Source organism: Dongia sp., assembly GCF_041918875.1.
GTDB lineage: Bacteria > Pseudomonadota > Alphaproteobacteria > Dongiales > Dongiaceae > Dongia.
Genome location: NZ_JAYRUV010000011.1, coordinates 117,467 through 137,641 on the forward strand (window position 1 = coordinate 117,467; position 20,175 = coordinate 137,641).

The following is a 20,175-nucleotide window of genomic DNA, read 5'->3' on the forward strand; positions in this document are numbered from 1 at the left end:
TCCTGACCCGTCCGGGTTCAGCTGTATTGACTGAGGTAGCGTTCGGCGAGTTCGCAGGTGCCGGTGCTGTAGCCGGGACCTTCGGTGCGGGCGAGGTCCGTTTCGGCGTGGCTGCCCATCCAGGCAAAGAGCGTCATCCGCCGGAGCAGGATGAAGGTCCACATTTCATGATCGTCTTCGGGCGGCAAGGCGCGCTGGCGGCGATAGCCTTCCTTCCAGGCCTCCATCAGCTCCGGCACGTCGGCGCGATCCTCGAAGAAGCTGACGGCGGTCGCCGCGTCATAGAGGAACCAGCCCAGGCCGCAATCGTCGAAATCGATCACGCGCACGTCGCCTTGGTGGACCAGCAGGTTGGCGAGGCGGAAATCGGCGTGAATGAGGCCGTAGCGGTTCCGGCCCTGCCCAAAATTATCGAGGCGCCTCTCCATCAGATCCACCGCACGCTGCAGCAGCCTGGCGCGGTCCGGCGTGCAATCCGGCCCGTCCTGCCAAGCACCCCAATTGGCTGTCTTGCCCAGCGAATGTTCGAAATCCCACGAAAGGCGCTCGAAATAGGGCGGGCGCTTCCATGTCTCGCTGTGATTGTGGCAGCGCGCCGTCACTTCGCCCAACTGCCGGAAGGGCGGAATGAGATTGCCCTGCGGCGGCTCGATCCCGTCGATGAACTCGAACAGCACGCAATTGCGCGGGGTGACCAGTACCGGATGCGCCACGGTCTGGATGTCGGCGCCGTCGATGCCCGGTATCGCCTGCGGCGTCTTCACGCCCGCTTCCGCTTGCAGCGCCCGCATCCAGGCCAGTTCGCTGCGGATGCCCTCGACGCTGTGATAGCCATCGCGATGCACGCGCAGGATCACCGGCCGCGCGGCGCCCACGGGTGTTACGCGATAGGTCCAGTTTTCCGAATGATTGATGAGCGTGAGTTCGGCACCGCCCAAGCCCCAGCGCGGCAAGGCCGCCGCAGCCAGCTCGTCGATCGCGCGCAACAATTGTTCCGTTGTGAGCATACCGCTCATCTCTCGTCCTTGCTCCCAGTGGATGGCGAAGCCTCTCCTCCCGTTCGTTAACCGGAACGGGACGCACCGTCGTTACGCGGCGGGCAATTTTCCAACCATGGGGAAATTAGGCGCGCCGCGACAAGCCGGCTTGACCCCTGGCCGGGCGATCTTGACAGCTGCTCAGCTTTGACCGCTTGAAGCCCCGCCACCTTGCGTGCCATCATCCTGCCTTATCTGCAGTCTGGTTCATGAACTCTGGCTGGGGAAAACAATGGCATCCGCTTCGCTGGATATGAGGACCGAGACGCGCGAGACCGGCGCGCCCGTCGTGCTGGCCGCGGCGGCCACTGGCCTGGTGGATTTCATCGAGCGGCAGCGCGGCGATGTTGATTCGATCTTCGGCAATTCCGGCATCGCCCCGGACATGGCCGGGGCCCCGACTTTGAAGCTGAAGCTCTCCGGCTATTGCCGCCTGTTCGAGCAGGCGGCGCGCCAGATCGAGGGCGACAAATTCAGCCCCGGCAATTTCGGCCTGCATTTCGGCCAGCAATTCCAGCCGCGCGACCTCGGCATGTGGGGGTATGCGGCGATTTCATCCCCAAATCTTGGGGCGGCACTCGGCAATCTGGTGCGCCTCTTCCATTTTCACCAGGAATCTTCGGGCATGCAGCTGGTGAAGGGCGCCGACGGGCTGATGCGTCTCGAATACCAGATATATTCTTCCGAGATCGTCGAGCGCAGGCAGGACGCCGAACTATCGCTCGGCATGTTCGCCAACGTGATCCGTGATTGCTGCGGTTCCAAATGGTCGCCGGTCGAGGTGCATTTCGAACATCCGCGTCCCGAATTCTGGAAGGAGCATGAGGCGTCCTTCGATGCCCCGGTCTATTTCAGCCAGCCGACCAATGCCTTGCTGTTCCGGCCGGAGCTCCTGGAACGGCCGATGCCTGGACGTGACTTGCAGCTTCTCACCATGATGCAGACCTGTCTCGAATCCTTAGGGTCCCATCGCACCGGGAATGACGGCATGGTCGATCGGGTGAAGACCGCCATCCGCGTCAGCCTCCCCGGCGGCTATCCCAGCCTCGACCAGATCGCCCATTCCCTGCGCGTGCCGGCTCTCGTCATTCAGCGCGAACTGGCGGAACAGGGGCTCACCTATAAGGACGCGGTCGAAACGACGCGCCAGAGCTTGGCGCAGATGTATCTCGACCAGCGCCAACTGCCGCTGACCGAGATCGCGCTGCTGCTCGGCTATTCCGAACTCTCGGCCTTCACCCGCGCCTTCACCAGATGGACCGGCGTGAGCCCGCGCGCCTACAGGAAGCAGGGGCATTGAGCGAATCGTCATGCCCGGGCTTGACCCGGGCATGACGTATTCGTTGCTTTACATCTGCGACAGCGCGTCCTGTGATTCGGGCAGGATCTGCCCGCCATCGACGATGATGGTCTGCCCGGTGATGTAGCCGGCCTCGCGCGAGGCGAGGAAGAGGGCGGCATGGCCGATATCCTCGACATTACCGAGCTTGCCCATCGGCACGGCCGCCGCCATGCCTTTCATGTAATCCTCGCCAAGTTCGATGAGCCCTTCGGTCATTACGTTCCCCGGCAGCACGGCATTGACCGTGATGCCGTATTTGGCGACTTCCATGCAGGCCGTGCGCATGAAGCCCAATTGCCCGGCCTTGGTGGCGCCGTAATGCGTCCAGCCGGGAAAGCCCGTGACGGGCCCTGTAATGGAGGATGTGATGACGATGCGCCCCTCGCCGGATTTTTTCAAGAATGGGATGCAGGCCTTGACGGAAAGGAACGTGCCTTTGAGGTTGGTCGCCTGCACCTCGTCCCAGGTTTCCGGCGACATGTCCTCGATCTTCACCTGCGGAAAGACGCCGGCATTGGCGCACAGCACGTCGACGCCGCCATGGCGCTCCGCCGCCGTCTTCGCCATCTTCTCCATGTCGCCAAGCTTGGTGACGTCGGCCGAGAAGCCGCTGGCAATCCAGCCGGCATCGGTGAAATCCTTCGCCGTCGCTTCCGCCGATTTGAGATCGCGGCCGACCACCAGCACCTTGGCACCGTGGCGGGCGAAGACGCGGGCGATGCCCTTGCCGATGCCCTTGCTGGCGCCGGTGACGATGACGGATTTTCCCTGGATCGATTGTCCCAGCATGGGTGTCTCCTCCGCTTCTCTTCAGTTTTCTGTCGGCGCGCTGGCGCGGCGCCGGCGCAGGATCAGGATGAGGGCATAGCCGCAGAGCAACAATGTCGCGGCGCCGAAGGTCGAGACGGTGCCCAGCACCGGGACACCCGGCGTGTAACCGGCAACCATCTTGGCATAAAGATATTCCGGGATCGTCGTGTCGGCGCCGGTGGTATAGAGCGACAGCGGGAAATTGCCCCAGGAAAGCAGGAAGGCAAAGAGCGCGCCCGAGAAGATGCCGGGGAACAGCACCGGCAAGGTCACCTCGCGGAACACCTGCCAGCGCGTGGCGCCAAGATCGAAGGCCGCCTCTTCGAGCGCCGGGTCGAAGGAATAGACCTGGATCGAAATGACCAGCGTGCAGACCGGGATGATCCACACCAGATGCGCAAAGACCGCCGTCTGCCAGGACATGGTGAGGCCCAGCGCATTGAACCAGAGCAGCAGGGCGAGGCCTAGGACCGATTGCGGGAAGAAGATCGGCAGCAAGACGATCTTCTGATAGACCGACCGGCCCTTCCAGTCATAGCGCGCGAAAGCGAGCGCCCCGAAGAGGGCGATGGTCACGGCGATCGCCGTCACGCAGAGCGCGATCAAGATCGAGGTCCTGAAAAGCTGATGAATTTCCAGCGAGTCGAATGTCTTCTGCCACCAGGCGATACCCCATTTGTTGATGGGAAAGATGAAATAGCGACTGGAGGTGAGCGATGCCAGCAGCAGGCAGAGCCCCGGCAGATACATGAAGATCACGATCGCCGCCGTCCAGGCCCAGATCAAAGATGTCCGCCAGCGGGGGGTAAGACCGTCCATCGCCTATCTCCGCCCCAGAATGGCATCGAGATCGAAGCGGCGCAGCACGAACAGAACCATGCTGCCGACCACCAGCATGAGGAGAACGGCAAGGGCGGCGCCCAGCGGCCAGTTCTGCGCATAGGTGAAGGCAATCTCGATATCGTGGCTGATGGGGATGATCTGCTGCCCGCCCAGCACCTTCGCCTCGGCGATGGCACCCACGGCCAGCACGAAGGAGAGCAGGAAGCCGATCATGATGCCCGGCATGGAAAGCGGCAGCTCCACCTCCTTGAACACCTGCCAGCGCGTGGCACCCAGATCGAAGGCGGCATCCCGCGTCTGGTCCGGCACCATGGAAACGCCGAGCGTCATCGGAAACAGCATGAAGGGCAGATACACATAGACCATGCCGAAGACGATGATGCTGCTGGTGAAGAGCCAGCTTTCCGGCTCGATGCCGAACCAGGCCTTGAGTGTCCCCAGCAGCACGCCGTTCTTGATGAAGAAGAGAACCCAGCCATAGAGGCGGACATTTTCCGAGACGAAGAGGGGAATGGTGAACAGCAGCGTCACCAGCGTCGAATATTTGCCGAAGACCCGCGCCAGCCCATAGGCGATCGGATAGCAGATGATGGCCAGAATCAGCACCGTGAGGGCGGCAAGACCCAGCGACCAGAGGAAGGAGAGATAGCTCGTGGAATTGAAGATCTCGATATAGTTGCCGAGGCTCCAAGGCTGCCACAGCGAAAAGGAACGCGCCGGGATGAAGGAAAACCCGATGACGGCCAGGAGTGGCGCTGCAAACCCGATCAGCAGAAACAGGATCAGCGGCAGCGCGTTCCTTATGCCGGGGCCGAATATCTTGGAGAGGCTCATCGCGCGGCCCCCGATCAATCCGTCACCAGGATGCCGTCCTTGGCATCCCAGCCGATGAGGACCCGGTCGTCGAGCTTGCCGCCGAATTCCTGCTGGCGCAGTTTTTCGACGATGAAGACATGCTCGCCCACGCGCACCTGGTATTGAATGCGCGAACCCAGCACATATTCGTTATAGAGGCGACCCTCCAGGCAGTTCTGCGCTTCGGACCGGTTGCCGAGGAAACGCAGCGATTCCGGCCGCACCACCAGATGGCCGTTGGTGAAACCCGCCGGTACTGTCTGGCTCACGAAATCCACATCGAATTCAGCGGCATGGACCCCGCTGGCGCCGTTCGCCGTCACCGCCATGACGTTCACATCGCCGATGAATTCGGAGACGAACTTGGTTTCCGGCGCGCTGTAGATCTGCTGCGGTGAACCCACCTGGACCAATTGCCCAGCGCGCATGACGCCGATGCGGTCGCTCATCACCATCGCCTCTTCCAGGCTGTGCGTGATGTAGATGAAGGTCTTGCCGGTTTCGCGGTGAATGTCCTTGAGCTCTTTCTCCAACGTCTTCCGCAGCTTGTAGTCGATGGCCGACAATGGTTCGTCGAAGAAGAGGATGTCGGGATCGTAGGCAAGCGCCCGGGCCAGCGCCACGCGCTGCCGCTCGCCGCCGGAACATTTGGTGACACTCTTGTCGTAGTAATTCTCCGGCAGGCGCAGCTGCGCCATCAGCTGCAGGGCCCGTGCCTTGCGCTTGGCCGGTTCGACGCCCTTGATCTTCTGCGAGAACTCGATGTTCTGCCCGACCGTGCGGTGCGGGAACAGAGCCAGCGACTGGAACACCATGCAGGTCGGCCGCTTGTTGGCCGGCAGATCGTTGATGCGGGCGCCCCGCAGCAGGATATCGCCGCCGCTGGCGCCCTCCATCCCCGTCAGCATGCGCAGCAAGGTGGTCTTGCCGCTGCCAGATGGGCCGACGATGGTGAAGAATTCTCCCTCCGAGATGTCGAGGTTGATTCCTTTGACGGCTGTGAAATTGCCGAAGGTCTTGGTCAGATTGCGTAATTGCAGAATGGGCGATCGGACGTGCATGGTCCTTGGAAATCCGGGTCGTAATGTGACGAAGGAAGATCAAGACGGGATCGCCCGGCATGGTACGCGCCGGGCGATCCGACATCTTGGCGGAAAGGTCTGCCGATCAGCCGCCCGAAGCCTCGCGCTTAGCCGCGGTCATGATGTCGAGCAGCTTGGCGTAATCCGGCACGATATCGTATTCGACCGAGCGCGCCATTTCCTCTTCCAGGCTGTCATACTGGATCGCATCCAGCTCTTCCTTGCTGAAGAGGCTGAAGCAGTCCGGATTGCCCATCTGCGCCACCGGGTTGAACGTCCCTTCGGCGAACGCCACCGTATGGGCGACCTTCGGGTCCTGCACATATTCCAGGAACTGCACGGCCAGCGGCGAGATGTCCGGGTTGTTGACCACGGATGTTACCTCGATCCAGGATATGCCGCCCTTGCCGCCTTCCATCGGTCCCTTCTTCGGCGTGATGCCGCGGATGGCGGCGGCACCATCGGCGCGCGCCGGCGAGGCGGAATAGGTGCCACCCGTCATGTGGAAATCGATCTCGCCGGAAACTAGCGCCTGATTCATCGTGGCGATGTCGCCCACCACCTTGGCGCCCTTGAAGACCTTCTTGGCGGTCTCGGTGAACTTCGCGACTTCCTCGTCCGTATGCTCCTTGAAGGGATCGAATCCGGCGATGCAGCAGATGTTGAAGACGTTCCAATCGTCGGATTCGAGGATGCCGTATTTCTTGTCGTTGGCCGGATCGTTCCACAGATCCCAGCCCTGGTCCTCGGCCGCATCGCGACTCACCTTGTCGGTATTGACGACGAAGGAATAGGGGCCATAGCGCTGGCACATGCCCAGAAGCTCGTTGCCGCTGTCATCCATCGCCCATTTGTAGGGCGGCTTGAAATCCGGCGCCATTTTCTCGAAATAGGGCTCCATCTTGGCGCGATCCAGAGGCTGGATGAGCTTTTCCGGAAACATCACCTTGCGCGCCCAGGGATTGTTGACGTTGATCAGATCCCAGACATTGGTTTCGCCGGCACGCAGGCGGTTGATCATGGTGGGGTCGTTGGTGAGCGATTCCGCCTTCACCGTGGCGCCGCTGGATTGGCGGAACGGGTCCAGGACCTGGGCCGAGTTATACCCCTCCCAACACAGGATATTGAGTTCCTTGGACCGGTCGGCGAAGGCCGGGCGCAGGCCGGCGACGCCGCCGGTGGCGAAAGCCGCGGCCATCAGGGCCGAATTCTGCATGAAATTGCGACGTGACTGCTTGAAGCTGCTCATCTGTCCCTCTCCGTTGGCCCGGCCGTTCGACGCCGGTGCCGCTTCCCTGTTGACCAAACCGGCGCCCTCCGACCTCTTCAGTCCGGTCGGCCGTGCCGTTGAATGTGGTGTGCGCATTCTTCGCTTGCTTGCCGCAAGTCGTCTTAAAATCGGTCACGCTAGGGACGATAGGGTGCCCCTGCTACCCGGTCTTGACATTAAGGCCGATAATTTTGACAGACCAGTTTGACAGACCAGTTTGACTGGCGAGATGGATCGTCCCAGTCTGGCCATCATGCTCAGGTTAACGCCAGCCAATTCCGCGTGAGCGTGTTGCAGACCTCGACATAGCGCCCGAAATGCGTCTCGAACTGGCGGTCGAGATCGGTCAGTAATCTTGGCTCATCCCGACAGAAATCGGCGCCGAACATGCGGATCCAGTCGCGCACGATATCGATCGTCACCTCGATATGGAACTGCACGCCATAGGTCTTCGCGCCGACACGGAAGGCCTGGACGGGACAGGCGCCGCCGGTCATCAGCGGCACGGCACCTGGCGTGTCGCGCGTGGCCTCGTAATGGTTTTCGAAGGCGGTCACCGGCCGTGGTACGCCCTCGAACAACGGATCCCGCTGCCCCTCCGGCGTCAGGTCGAGCTGATGGAAGCCGGATTCCAGCCTGTCCATCCGGTAGATCTCGCCGCCGAAGGCATGGGCGATGATCTGCGCGCCCAGGCACACGCCCAGCACCGGGCGCTCGGCCGCCGTGAAGGAACGGATGAGGGCCATCGTCTCGGTGAGGAAGGGATAAAGATGCTCGTCCCTGGCGCTCATCGGTCCGCCCAGCACGATGAGGCCGGCATAATTGGCGGGGCCTTGCGGCAGGCCCGGATAATCCATGGGGGCGTAGCTCGCAAAGCGCGCCACCGGAAAGACCGCGTCGTAATGGACGCCTTGCGCGATCAATGCCTGCCCCAGGATGCCGGGCGGGGCCACCAGTTCCGGAACGATGATCAGGATGCGCTTCATGCGAGCTTCATCATGGCTTTGAGTTCCTCGGCGGTCATGACATGGCAGTAGATCATGTTGATGATCGCCAGTTCCTGTTCATGGAGAGCGTCCGACCCGGCGGCGCAGCAATCCTCGACCACCACGACCTGGAAGCTCTCATCGGCGAGGCTCCGCACGGTGGAGGAGATGCATTGGTCGGTGAAGATGCCGGCGCAGATGACATTCCTGATGCCGAGATTATGCAGGATCAGGCGCAGATTGGTGCCGGTCAGGGCGCTGTCCGTTGTCTTGGTGACGACAACTTCATCTCCTTGAGGCTGCAGTCGCGGCACCAGCTGCGAGGCATGCGCGTCCTTTGGCAGCAGCAGATTGTTCCAGCCCGGCATCTTCTGGCTCAAGGACCGGTCGCGCCCATCCTTGGTCTGGCAGGCAATGCGCGCGAACAGGCATTCGACACCATGCTTGCGCGCCCAGGCCAGAAGTGCTGCCGTGCGCGGAATGACCGTCCCGTTCATGCGGTCGTGGAATGGCGTCCAGGCATCGTAATGCGCCTTTCCGGCGGCATCGAGCGAAGCGCGGTCGGGCCGCTCCAGATAGGTATTCTGCACGTCGATGACCAGGAGCGCCGTCTCCGCCGGCTTGAAGTCGAGGTCGTCGGGCTCGGGCGCGCCCTGGTAATAGAAGGATCGGTGTCGGATCTTCCAACTCATGCGGAATTCTCAGAACCTGAATGTAAACAGACCGCGGCGTTCATAGACTTCGGCGGCCTCCTCGACGAAGATCGCCATCTTTTCGGCCTTATAGTCCTCGCGCAAGGTCTTTGCGGCCGCCAGCAGGTCGGCCTTGGTCTTGGCGCGGCCCGGTCGCAGCAATTCATAGACCTGCAGCAGGAAATCCTGCGGCACCGGCACCAGTTCGGCGGCGCGCTCGAAATTGCGCCCCAGGGTCGGCCGGCCAGCCAGCGTCGCCACGCGCGCCTGATCCTTGAGCGCCTGCGGGGTGATGCGCAGATCCTCCAGCGTCACCTCGCCGGCCATCACGGCATCGAGCGTGAGTTCTTCCAATCCCTTGCCGCGGGCGGTCTTCACCAAGTCCGGCCGGTTCTCCGCCAGGGGATAATCGGCAACATCGTCGATCCGGGCCATTACTGAACCTCCAGGAAGGCGATCTCGATTTCCTCGGGCTTGGCGCCGTCCTCTGTCAGCGAGGTCTCGATCGCATAGATGAGGGCCACCTGGGCGTGGTAGCGGGCGCCCATGGCCTCGCCCTCGGTCGGCACCACGACCGGTTCCGGCAATTCGCCCTTGGCGTAAACGGCAGCGTTCGCCCCGAGCTTGCGGTAATGCGCGAGCGCCGTGATCGGCGCGTTGGAGAACAGTTCCAGATTATGATGCGGCAGGCGGTCGGCCTGGTGGATGACGGCGGTTCCCTTGGCCTGGATGCCGATGCCGATCCCCGACCCGGCGAGGCGCGCGGCGCTAAGACCCAGGAACGAGGTATCTGCCGTATGCCGCATGCGCACGATGCGCGCGATGCCGCCCTTTTCTGCAATACCCTCGCTCATCGCCCGCAACACGGCGGAAAGCGGATGGCCGGCCAGGGTGCGGAACAGTTTCAGGCCGAAAGCGGGGCTGACACCGATGACAATCTCGTTCTTCGGCCCACCGGCCGCCGCCGCGCCCAGGGCCTGGTAGCGGATGCGCCGGTTTTCGGCGCTGGCGAAGGTTGCCTCGGTGCGCAAGACCTCGTCGCGCGTCAGCACATCGCGGATGGCCGCCAGCTCCTTGCGCCGCCGGTCGCTGAGGCGATAGCCGGTGCCGGGGCCGCCATAATCGTTGGGATCGTTGACGGCGCTGATGACATGGCCGCGCCGCACCACCGCTGCCGTTTGCAGATAATCGCCGGAGACGCGCAGCCGCACGACATTGAGGAGGTTCCGCGCTTCCTCCCGGAAGCCCCGTGCGGCCAGCGCCTTGATGACGTCGAGCACATTGATGCCGCGCGCCTTGATCTCCCCGCTGATGAGGGCGACGTCGCGCGGCAGATAGCTCATCGTCTCGTTGGAGCCGGAGGCGACGACGACGCTGCGCTTCATCGCCTCGCTGGGTTTGCCGAGGCCCAATTCCTCGAAGACGGCGCCCAGCGCGTCGGCCGCCCGCCGGCGCAGTTCCAGGGCGCTGGTCTCATCGACCGATGTCAGGCCGCCATCGGCCTCGAAATCGCGCTGCAGGACCAGGAAATCCTCCATCTCCTCGCCGTTGAAGGAGGAGGGATTGAAGGAATTGTCGTATTTGAGGATCGATCCCATGCCGGAACAGATGAAATCCGACCCGGCGATGAGAAAGGGCAGGATCTTGGCGCCGACCCGGATCTCGGATTCGGAATGGCGCGCATCGTTGCCGGTGGCGCATTCGAGATCGAGCCAGACGGCGATAAGATTTTCCGCCATCAGCTCGCGCACCCCGCCCGGCATGGTCGAGGCCAGGGGCGCGCCGTCGATGCCGCCATTCTGCGTCCCCTGCACACCCATGGCCCGTTGCAGGCACAGGCACCGCGCCTCCAAATAGAGGAGGGATTTCGATTCATGGAACCCCATCAGCAATTCGGAAGCGGCCCCCGAAGTGCAGCGCATCTTGATGCCACGGCTGGCATAGGCGGCGGCCAGGAACGCCTTCGACCAGGGCGTGTCGTCGCCATCGGTGAAGGCGCGCTCGGTGCCATAGACGGATACCGTTTCGGCATAGGAGGTGAAGCCCGCCATGCCGATCTGCAGTTCCTCCGATTCCTCGCTCGAGCATTGGAAGAGCGTGCCCCAACGCCCGACCGAGGCGCCCACCGCACATGCCAGCGCATTCGACCAGGCATTCCTGGCGACGCGCATGGTGGTCTCGACCTCGTCGAAGCCGAAGGCCACCGCCGTTGCCGCATCCGCCGCCAATTGCAGCGGATCGTCCTTGGCGTTGGTGACATGGCCCTGATTGCCGGGTGTCTTGCGCGTGCGCATCTTGGAAAAGGCGAAGGCGAGCTCGATCGCGGAAAGCTGCGCCACCACTTCGGCCAGTTTGGCGGGGGTCAGGCCATGGGCCAGGCGCGCCAGTTCCGTCCGCGGCACGCCGATATCCAGCAGCATGAAGGCGATCTCGTCCGATGGGATCGCCATCGCTTCCTCGGCGATGCCGAGGTCCAGGTGATGGTTGGCGATGAAATGGTCGATCATGTCGAACGCGGCTGCCGGGACGCCGTCCATGGACGCGACCTTGCCGTCGGCGATGATCAGGCCGGGCTTGGGATCCTTGGCGCCCTTGAAAGCGGCAAAGCCGTTCTCCGGATCCTCGATCGCGAAACGGTCCAGGCGCAATGGCCGCTCGTCCCAATCGGCAAAACGCCGCCAGCGATTGGCGCTGGTCTGCGGTCGGTCGTTCATCCTCGTTCTCCCACTGCCAGTTCCTTGGGCAGATTTCTGCAATTTTGCCTGGGAGCCTATTATCAGATCGGCCGGCCTGCTTGACCGAAAATGTCTGGCGTTTGACAGCGATGGCTTGCTGCCTTGCAGCATCGGCGGCATCATGCCATCATTCCTGACCCTTTCCGATGTTTCCTTTCGGCGTTCTTGACGACAGCGGATTGTTTCGCATGATCCATGCAGGCGGTCGGACATTTTCAGCAGGCGCCGAAGCGGCACCGATCGTGCTGTCGGCGGCGGCGTCCGGTCTGGTCGATTTCATCGAGGCACAAGGCGGCGACGTCGATTCCATCTTCGGTAATTGCGGCCTGGCGCCGGAAATGACCGCGGCGCCGGCGCTGCAGCTGCGCCTTGCCGCTTATTGCGCCCTGTTCGAGGAAGCCGCGCGCCAGACCGGCCGCGACAATTTCGGCCTCTGGTTCGGCCAGCAATTTTCCCCGCGCGATCTGGGCATGTGGGGCTATGCCTCGCTCTCCTCGCCGACCCTGGGCAGCGCGCTGGAGAATCTGGTGGGTCTCTTCCGCTATCAGCAAAGCTCGTCGGCGATGGCGCTGCGGTGCGACCGGGATGGCCGCATGCGCCTGGAATACCGGATTCTTTCCCCGTCGATCATCGCGCGGCGGCAGGATGCGGAACTGTCCTTGGGCCAGTTCACCAACATCATCCGCGAATGCTGCGGCAGGTATTGGTCGCCGCTGGAAATCCAGTTCGAGCATCCAAGGCCCGCTGACTGGCGCCAGCATGAAATGGCCTTCGGCGCGCCGGTCTATTTCGGCTGCGCCACCAATGCCATCGTCTTCGATGCCGATCTGCTGGGCCGGCCGATGCCTGGGCGGGATCTCAAGCTGCTCACCATGATGCAGACCTGCCTCGAATCCCTGGGCTCGCGCGAGAGGCCGGAATCGCTGGTCGACCGGGTGCGGGGTGCGGTGCGTGTGCGCCTGGCCGACGGTGCGCCGACATTGGAGCAGGTGGCGCAGATGTTGCGCCTCTCGCCCAACGCCATCCAGCGGGCTTTGGCCGATGCCGGGCTGGGCTTCCGCGAGGCCGTCGAAGTGACCCGTTTCGACCTTTCCCGGCACTATCTGCAGCAAAACCAGCTGCCCTTGAGCGAGATCGCCCTATTGCTCGGCTATTCCGAGCTTTCCGCCTTCACCCGCGCCTTCACGCGCTGGGCCGGGATGAGCCCGCGCGCCTGGCGCCAGGGGATGCCGAAGCATTAACGTCCCAGCAGATTGGCTTCGACCGTCTTGAGATGCGCGAGGGTTGCCGCCCGCGCCGCTTCCGGATCGCGGCTGAGGATCGCGGTCACGATCGCGTCGTGCTGCCGGCAGTAATTCTGCCGCCGCTCCTCCGAGAAGGAGCGCTTCTTCATGTCGAACCAGGGCGACTGGTTGCGCAGGACATGGAGCAGGTCATAGATGCCGCGCAGCAATTCGTTGCGCGAGCAGGCGAAGATGCGGTGATGCAGGGCCGAATCCCACTGCTCGAAAGTCATGATGTCGGTGGCGGCGATGGCCGCGCGATGCGCTTCCTCGATGCCGGCCAGTTGCGCCGCACTGGCATTGATCGCCGCATTGGCTGCCGATAAGGGCTCCAGCAGCAGGCGCAGTTCCATCATGTCGGCGGGGCTCGCGCCCTCCATGCCGGCGACAATCTCGCTCAAGGAATGCTTGGCGCCATTGGTGACGAAAGTGCCGCGCCCGACATGGCGCGAAATCGTGCCTTGATCGCGCAGCAGATCCATGGCGCGCCGGATCGTGTTCCGTGCCACGCCGAAATCGGCGGCAAGGTCGCGCTCGGGCGGCACCTGGCGCCCGTCAGCCCACTCGCCGGCGTCAATGCGCTGCTGCAGGCTCCTTGCGATATCGGCGGCAATCGGTTTCGGCATCGTCTCGCTCGTTTGATCCAATGTTGAACCAATTAGCATGATTTGCACTATTCGTCCACGAAAATTGCGAATTGGTCTTGCTATTGGCGCAGGGTAGCTCTTAACTTGGACCAATCAGACGCCGAATGGCTCAAATAGGTTCCCGGGAGGAATTCATGCGCATTGCCACCTTCTCCGTGGGCGGAGAGCGCCGCGTCGGTCTCGTTGACCTCGCCGCCGGCCAAGTCCGGCCGTTCGACCTGCCGGCCGATGCCGCGCGCGACGGCATCCTGGCGCTGATCGAACGCGGCTCGCTCCCGGCAACCCTGTCGCCGATTGCCCTCGACCGCGTCTTGCTGGAAGCGCCGGTGCCGCGCCCGCGCCGCAACATCTTCTGCGTCGGCAAGAATTATCACGAACATGCCCATGAGTTCGCCAGGAGCGGCTTCGATTCCAGCGCCGCCGCCGGCGCCGTGCCGAAGGAACCGATCATCTTCTCCAAGGTGCCGGAGACGGTCGTCCCCAACCAGGCAAAGGTCCTGATCGATGCCAAGGTTTCGACCGCCATCGATTACGAAGCGGAACTGGCGGTCATCATCGGCAAGGGCGGGCGCGGCATTCCCAAGGAAAAGGCCCTCGACCATGTCTGGGGCTATACCATCGTCAACGATGTGACGGCGCGCGACCTGCAGGGGCGCTACAGCCAATGGCTGGTGGGGAAATCGCAGGACACCTTCTGTCCGATGGGCCCCTGGGCCGTCACCAGGGACGAGATCGACATCGGCAACACGGCCATCCGCTGCTTCGTCAACGGCGATCTGCGGCAGAATTCCAACACCAGCCTGCTGATCTTCGACGTGCCGACCCTGATCGCCACCATTTCCGCCGGATTGAGCCTGCAACCGGGCGATATCATCGCCACGGGCACCCCGGCCGGCGTCGGCATCGGTTTCAGCCCGCCGCGTTACCTGAAGTCCGGCGATGTGGTGCGGGTCGAGATCGAGGGGATCGGCGCGCTCGAAAACCGCTTCGAGGATATCGCCGCATGAGCAGCGTCGATCTCGGCCAGATCACGGCGGAGGTAGCCGGCGAAGGTCAGCCGGTGGTGATGATTCATGGGCTCGGCGGCACCAGCAACACCTTCCAGCCCCTGATGAACGCCCTTGCGGGCTTTCGCATCATCCGCATCGATCTGCCCGGCGCCGGCCGCTCGCGCGTGCCGCAAGACGATCTCAGCATTGAGAAATTCACCAGTGCGGTGCTTTCGGCGACAAGGACGCTGGGCGTTGAAAGGGCACATTTCGTCGGCCATTCCATGGGGACGCTGATCTGTCAGCAGATCGCGGTGGAGCATGGCGCCTGCGTGCTGTCGCTTTCCCTGTTCGGCGCCCTGGTGGAACCGCCCGAAGCCGCCCGCACTGGCCTGACGGCGCGCGCACGCCTGGCGCGCGAGCAGGGCATGGAACCGATCGCCGAGCAGATCATTAACGCGACCGTTTCGGCGGAAACGAAAGCGGCCCGACCGGCCGCCATCGCCTTCGTGCGCGAGACCATCATGCGCCAGGACCCGCTGGGCTACGCCAAGCATTGCGAGGCGCTGGCCAAATTCCAGGCAGTCGATCACAAGCGCATCAAGGCGCCGACCTTGCTGGTCACGGGCGATTCCGACGTGGTGGCGCCGCCCAGCATGGCGCAGCTCATCGGCGACCGTGTTGCCGGCGCCAGCATGCATCTGCTCGATCGTTGTGGCCACTGGGCCACAGTCGAGAAACCCGCTGAATGCTGTGAAAAGATAGCTAATTTCCTGAGGCGCGTCTGAAGGGAGATGTGCTTAACTTAAGTGTTTGCAGTCGGCCCTTTGAAGAAGAGCATCCGGCGCGACAGCGCCGAGAGCCGAGAGGGGCGACAAGGAAAGTCTGGGAGGGCTTCATGGCGGACAATGGCAGCTCCGGCAATCGCTGGGGGTCGAACGGGCGGGATTCCGATTCCGTCCTTTTCACGAATGTGCGCATCCTCGACGGGTCGGGCGACTATCCCTATACCGGCGAAGTGCTGGTGCAGGGCAACCGCATCAAGCAGGTGACCAAGGGCAGTTCCCGCTTCGGCGGCAGCGCTGGGGGCACGCTCGGCGGGGGTACGACCACCATTGACGGCATGGGCGCCACCCTGATGCCGGGCCTCATCGACGCGCATCTGCATCTTTCCTGGAACAATGCGCCCGGTATCGACCCCATCCAGAAGATGCCGGTCGAGGAACACACGCTCGTCACCGCCGAAATGGCCAGGATCGTGCTGGATGCCGGCTTCACCGCCGGCCGTGGTGCCGCGGCCGCCAAGCCCCGCCTCGATGTGGCGGTACGCGATTTCATCAATGCCGGCCGCCTGCCCGGCCCGCGCTACACGGCGGCGGGACCGGAAATCACGACCGTGGGTGGCCTCGGCGATTTCACTTTGCCGCACATGCCGCATCCCGGCCTCAATCTCGGCATGGTCGTCTCCGGGCCTGAGGAAGTGCGCGCGACGGTGCGCACGCTCATCAAATACGGCGTCGACACGATCAAGCTCAACCTCTCCGGCGAGGAGATCACCGGCATGGGCGCCGAGGAAACGCCGATGTCGGAGGAAGAAGTCGCCATGGCGGCGCAGGAAGCGCGCGCCCGCAACAAGACGCTCGCCGCCCACGCACGCTCGTCGAAATCGGTGCAGCAATGCATCCGCCACGGCATCGAGATCATCTACCACGCCTCCTTCTGCGACGAGCAGACGCTCGACATGCTCGAAGCCGCCAAGGATAAGCATTTCGTGGCCCCCGGCCTTGCCTGGCTGGTCGGCACGGCGCGGCATGCCGGCGAATATGGCGTCAAGCCCGGCTCGCATATTTCGATGCTTTATGAACGCGAGTTGGAAACGGCGATCGAAACCACGCGCAAGATGCATCGCCGTGGCATCAAGGTCCTGATCGGCGGCGATTACGGATTTGCCTGGACGCCGCAGGGCACCAATGCCAAGGACCTTGAAATCTTCGTCGATATGCTGGGCTTCTCGCCGATGGAAGCCATCATCGCCGGCACCCGTTTGGGCGGCGAGATCATGGGCATGGGCCACGAACTGGGCCAGGTCCGCGAAGGGTATCTGGCCGACCTGCTGCTGGTCGATGGCGACCCGGCCGCCAATGTCCGCGTGCTGCAGGACAAGGGCAGGCTGCTCGCGATCATGAAGGACGGCAAGTTTCATAAGCGGCCGCAGACGCAGGAACAGCGTCGGCGCCTGACGGCCTGAGGCGCATCTTTCGTGAAGCACCCGGTCGCCATTCTCCTCTGTGTCGTGCTGGCAGCCCTGATCCTGTGGCTGTTCCTGGCGCTGTGGCCGGCCTGGCTGGTGGCGCTCATCGGCCCGAAGAAGGTGCTGGTCAACACCATCTTCAACGGCGTCACGGTGGGCGGTCTCTATTTCCTGGTGGCGAGCGGCTTCACGCTCGTCTTCGGGCTGATGCGCAACGTCAATCTGGCGCATGGCTCGCTTTATCTTTTCGGCGCCTATATCGGCTATGACGTGGCCGATTGGACGGGATCATGGCTGCTGGGTGTCGCCGCCGGATTCCTGGGTGCCGCCATGGCCGGCGTGCTCATGCAGGTCTTCGTCTTCCGCCGCATGGAGGGCGACGATCTGCGGCAAACGCTGGTCACGATCGGCATCTCCATCGTCGGCGCCGATCTGATGCTGGCCATCTGGTCCGGCAATACCTATCAGTTCACCATTCCCAGTTGGATCGACGGTGCCGTGGCGACGCCGATCGTGACGGCGGTGAAGTCGAACGGCACCGCCGTCGTCATGATGTATCCGCTCTATCGCCTCATCGTGCTGGCGGCGGCGGTGGCCATCGGCATCGCCTTGTGGCTGCTACTCAACCGCACGCGCATCGGCATGATGATCCGCGCCGGCGTCGACGACCGGGCCATGCTCGCGGCGAACGGCGTCAATGTCCATTTGGTCTTCGCCATCGTCTTCGCCATCGGCGCGGGGCTCGCGGGCTTTGCCGGCGTCGTCGGCGGCACGGCCCTTTCCATCGCGCCCGGCGAAGACGTGCGCTATCTGCTGGCCTCGCTGGTGGTGGTCATCGTCGGCGGCATGGGGTCGATCCCGGGTGCCGCCATCGGCGCCCTCATCATCGGCCTGGCCGAGCAGATCGGCCTTGCCTATTTCCCGACCTATGGCGTGGTGCTGACCTTCGTCATCATGGTCGTGGTGCTCGCCGTGCGGCCCCAGGGCATCATGGGCCGGCCCGCATGAGGAGCCCGTCATGAGCATCCTCGATGCGATCGCCGGCCCCGGCGCCGCGCCGACGGCGCGCTTCCGGCTCGATGCGGGCCATGTGCTGCTCGGCATCGCCCTGCTGCTCTATCCCTTCGTCGCCTCGCCTTTCTTCACCTTCCAGGTCGGCGCCTACACGCTCATCATGGGCACCATCGCGCTGTCGCTGATGGTGCTGGCCGGCTATGGCGGCATGGTCAGCCTCAGCCAGATGACGGTGGCCGGCATCGCCGGCTACACTTTCGCCATCTTCGGCATCAATTCATCGGGCGTCATGGGGCTGGGCTGGCCCTGGTGGCTGGCGGCACCTGTCGCCATCGCCATGGGAGCGCTGGCCAGCACGCTCATCGGCGCGCTCGCCGTGCGCACTGCCGGCATCTACATGATCATGATCACGCTGGCCATCGCCACCGCCTTCTTCTATTTCGCGCGCCAGAACTATGCGCTCTTCAACGGCTTCAATGGCTTCCACGGCGTGCCGGCTCCCGCATTCTGGGGCATCGACTGGCGCGACCCCATGCCGTTCTATTACCTGTCGCTGGCCGTCGCCGCCTTCTTCTATGCCGCTGTCACGTACGCGCACCGCTCGACTTTCGGCCTCAGCCTGCAGGCGATCCGCGACAATCCGCGCCGCGTGCGTGCCATTGGCTTCGATGTCGCGGCGCACCGCATCTTCGCCTTCTTCCTCGCCGGTATCATCGCCGCCACCTCCGGCGTGCTGCTGGTCTGGTTCAACGGCCAGATCACGCCCGGCACGCTCGACGTCAATGCCGCCGTCAATGTCCTGGTGATCGCCGTGGTGGGCGGTATCCGCCGGCCGATCGGGCCCTATCTTGGCGCGCTCCTCTTCGTGCTGCTGCAGAATTTCGCCATCGATCTCCTCAATCCGGAACGGTTCAACACGGTGATCGGCCTCGTCTTCCTGGCGGTCATCTTCTTTTCGCCCGACGGCATCCTGGGCTTGTGGGAAAAGCTCAAGGCCGTCGGGGTCAATAAATCGCTGCGTCCATCCTCCCGCCGCAGCCAAGGGAACTGAAGCTGGGAGGACAAAGGCATGAAAAACAAACCAACTGGAGGAAACGCGATGCTTAGCAGAAGACATATCCTGGCGGCGGCGGTCGCTCTTACCGCCCTGTCGTCGGGTGCTCAGGCCGAAGATGTCATCAAGATGGGCGGCCTCGCCACCTTGGAAGGCGCCTTCACCGTGCTCGGCGAAGATAGTATGCGCGGCCTGAAGCTGGCGCTGCAGGAAGTCAATTACACGGTCGCCGGCAAGAAGATCGAATTGCAGACCGGTTCGTCCGATGCCTCGCCGGAAAGCGCCTTGAAGGCCACGCGCAAGCTGGTCGAGCAGGGCGGCGTGCAGGTACTGGTCGGTCCGCTCTCCGGCTCGGAAGGGATCGCGGTCAAGGATTATGCCAAGACCCAGCCCGGCGTGACCTTCATCAACGGCTCGTCGGCGGCACAGGACACGACCTTGTTCAGCCCGGCCGAGAACTTCTTCCGCTTCTCGACCGACGGTGTTCAATGGATGGCGGGCCTCGGCGAGTATGCCTATAGCGAAAAAGGCTACAAATCGGTGGCCGTGGTGGCCGAGGATTATTCCTTCCCCTACAGCCAGGTCGAAGGCTTCATGCTGCCCTTCTGCAAGGCGGGCGGCAAGGTGCCGACCAAATTGTGGGTGCCCATCGGCAACAAGGATTTCTCCTCCGTCATCGCCTCGATCCCCGATGATGTCGATGCGATCTACGTTGCCTTGGGTGGTGCCGACGCCATCAACTTCCTTACCCAGTACCAGCAATCGGGCGGCCAGGCGCCGCTGATCGGTGGCTCGATCACCGTGGACCAGACGGTGCTGGGTTCCAAGGGCGCCATCCGCGATGCCGTGATCGGCACCGTGGCGGCTGGCCCCACCGCCGATACCTGGGACGATCCGCGCTGGGTGAAGTTCACCGAGGATTACAAGAAGGCGTTCCCGGACGGCTTCCCGGCCCCCTCGCTCTTCGCCCACGCTTATTACATCAACACCAAGGCGGCGCTGCTGGCGCTGGAGAAGGTGGGCGGCGATCTCTCCGACGGCGGCAAGAAGTTCCGCGAGACCCTGGCCGGCCTCTCCTTCGAAACACCGACGGGTCCGGTGAAGCTCGACCATAACCGCAATGCCGTGGCCGACATCTTCGTCACCGAAGTGGTCGATGATGGCGGCACCTTGCGCAACAAGGTCATCAAGATCGCGCAGGGCGTCAACCAGACGCTGGGCGAGCCGGAGGAGGAGTTCCTCAAGATCGGTCCGGCCACGCGCGACAATCCGGACTGCAAGTAAG

19 protein-coding genes are annotated in these 20,175 nt (G+C 63.3%); 8 read left to right on the forward strand and 11 right to left on the reverse strand.

Annotation, left to right across the window (positions count from 1 at the left end):
• Positions 1–17: 17 nt before the first annotated feature.
• Positions 18–1,016, reverse strand: coding sequence for a phosphotransferase enzyme family protein (locus ACE3TY_RS13280; RefSeq protein WP_374653671.1), 999 nt, complete (start codon positions 1,014–1,016; stop codon positions 18–20).
• Positions 1,017–1,269: 253 nt separating this feature from the next.
• Between ACE3TY_RS13280 and ACE3TY_RS13285 the strand changes: the two genes are divergently transcribed.
• Positions 1,270–2,337, forward strand: a complete 1,068-nt coding sequence (locus ACE3TY_RS13285) for an AraC family transcriptional regulator (RefSeq protein ID WP_374653673.1) — start codon at positions 1,270–1,272, stop codon at positions 2,335–2,337.
• 48 nt (positions 2,338–2,385) lie between these two features.
• On the opposite strand, the gene fabG is transcribed toward ACE3TY_RS13285, so the two are convergent.
• From fabG to ACE3TY_RS13330, 9 genes are all read right to left on the reverse strand, one after another.
• On the reverse strand, positions 2,386–3,168 hold the full coding sequence (fabG, locus tag ACE3TY_RS13290) for a 3-oxoacyl-ACP reductase FabG (RefSeq protein ID WP_374653675.1): 783 nt from the start codon (positions 3,166–3,168) through the stop codon (positions 2,386–2,388).
• Positions 3,169–3,189: 21 nt separating this feature from the next.
• Entirely contained in the window at positions 3,190–4,008 is an 819-nt protein-coding gene (locus ACE3TY_RS13295; RefSeq protein WP_374653677.1) for an ABC transporter permease, read from the reverse strand.
• A 3-nt stretch (positions 4,009–4,011) separates the two neighbouring features.
• The gene (locus tag ACE3TY_RS13300) at positions 4,012–4,866 is read right to left on the reverse strand and encodes an ABC transporter permease (RefSeq protein WP_374653679.1); all 855 of its coding nucleotides are present in this window, start codon (positions 4,864–4,866) and stop codon (positions 4,012–4,014) included.
• 14 nt (positions 4,867–4,880) lie between these two features.
• The gene (locus tag ACE3TY_RS13305; RefSeq protein WP_374653681.1) at positions 4,881–5,948 is read right to left on the reverse strand and encodes an ABC transporter ATP-binding protein; all 1,068 of its coding nucleotides are present in this window, start codon (positions 5,946–5,948) and stop codon (positions 4,881–4,883) included.
• A 106-nt stretch (positions 5,949–6,054) separates the two neighbouring features.
• A complete protein-coding gene (locus ACE3TY_RS13310; RefSeq protein WP_374653683.1) occupies positions 6,055–7,218 on the reverse strand; it encodes a PotD/PotF family extracellular solute-binding protein in 1,164 nt (387 codons plus the stop codon).
• 278 nt (positions 7,219–7,496) lie between these two features.
• The gene (locus ACE3TY_RS13315; RefSeq protein WP_374653685.1) at positions 7,497–8,225 is read right to left on the reverse strand and encodes a type 1 glutamine amidotransferase; all 729 of its coding nucleotides are present in this window, start codon (positions 8,223–8,225) and stop codon (positions 7,497–7,499) included.
• Entirely contained in the window at positions 8,222–8,917 is a 696-nt protein-coding gene (locus tag ACE3TY_RS13320) for a cysteine hydrolase family protein (RefSeq protein ID WP_374653687.1), read from the reverse strand. The genes ACE3TY_RS13315 and ACE3TY_RS13320 overlap by 4 nt, the downstream gene beginning before the upstream one ends.
• 9 nt (positions 8,918–8,926) lie before the next feature.
• Positions 8,927–9,352 carry a diol dehydratase small subunit gene (locus ACE3TY_RS13325; protein ID WP_374653689.1) on the reverse strand — a complete coding sequence of 142 codons (426 nt, stop codon included), beginning with the start codon at positions 9,350–9,352 and terminating at the stop codon, positions 8,927–8,929.
• Positions 9,352–11,631, reverse strand: a complete 2,280-nt coding sequence (locus ACE3TY_RS13330; RefSeq protein WP_374653691.1) for a propanediol/glycerol family dehydratase large subunit — start codon at positions 11,629–11,631, stop codon at positions 9,352–9,354. The genes ACE3TY_RS13325 and ACE3TY_RS13330 overlap by 1 nt, the downstream gene beginning before the upstream one ends.
• A gap of 209 nt (positions 11,632–11,840) precedes the next feature.
• On the opposite strand from ACE3TY_RS13330, the gene ACE3TY_RS13335 reads away from it, so the two are divergent.
• Positions 11,841–12,893: an AraC family transcriptional regulator gene (locus tag ACE3TY_RS13335; RefSeq protein ID WP_374653693.1), complete on the forward strand. Its 1,053-nt coding sequence runs from the start codon at positions 11,841–11,843 to the stop codon at positions 12,891–12,893.
• Here ACE3TY_RS13335 and ACE3TY_RS13340 read toward each other — a convergent pair.
• Complete coding sequence (locus ACE3TY_RS13340; RefSeq protein ID WP_374653695.1) at positions 12,890–13,561, reverse strand: FadR/GntR family transcriptional regulator; 672 nt, start codon at positions 13,559–13,561, stop codon at positions 12,890–12,892. The two genes, ACE3TY_RS13335 and ACE3TY_RS13340, sit on opposite strands and share 4 nt — an antisense overlap.
• A 155-nt stretch (positions 13,562–13,716) precedes the next feature.
• Between ACE3TY_RS13340 and ACE3TY_RS13345 the strand changes: the two genes are divergently transcribed.
• From ACE3TY_RS13345 to ACE3TY_RS13370, 6 genes are all read left to right on the forward strand, one after another.
• Entirely contained in the window at positions 13,717–14,589 is an 873-nt protein-coding gene (locus ACE3TY_RS13345; RefSeq protein ID WP_374653697.1) for a fumarylacetoacetate hydrolase family protein, read from the forward strand.
• Entirely contained in the window at positions 14,586–15,359 is a 774-nt protein-coding gene (locus ACE3TY_RS13350) for an alpha/beta fold hydrolase (protein WP_374653699.1), read from the forward strand. The genes ACE3TY_RS13345 and ACE3TY_RS13350 overlap by 4 nt, the downstream gene beginning before the upstream one ends.
• Before the next feature lie 110 nt (positions 15,360–15,469).
• The gene (locus tag ACE3TY_RS13355; RefSeq protein WP_374653701.1) at positions 15,470–16,819 is read left to right on the forward strand and encodes an amidohydrolase family protein; all 1,350 of its coding nucleotides are present in this window, start codon (positions 15,470–15,472) and stop codon (positions 16,817–16,819) included.
• A gap of 12 nt (positions 16,820–16,831) precedes the next feature.
• The gene (locus ACE3TY_RS13360) at positions 16,832–17,830 is read left to right on the forward strand and encodes a branched-chain amino acid ABC transporter permease (protein WP_374653703.1); all 999 of its coding nucleotides are present in this window, start codon (positions 16,832–16,834) and stop codon (positions 17,828–17,830) included.
• Between the two features lie 10 nt (positions 17,831–17,840).
• The gene (locus ACE3TY_RS13365) at positions 17,841–18,887 is read left to right on the forward strand and encodes a branched-chain amino acid ABC transporter permease (RefSeq protein ID WP_374653705.1); all 1,047 of its coding nucleotides are present in this window, start codon (positions 17,841–17,843) and stop codon (positions 18,885–18,887) included.
• A gap of 48 nt (positions 18,888–18,935) precedes the next feature.
• Positions 18,936–20,174, forward strand: coding sequence for an ABC transporter substrate-binding protein (locus tag ACE3TY_RS13370; protein WP_374653707.1), 1,239 nt, complete (start codon positions 18,936–18,938; stop codon positions 20,172–20,174).
• Position 20,175 lies beyond the last annotated feature (1 nt).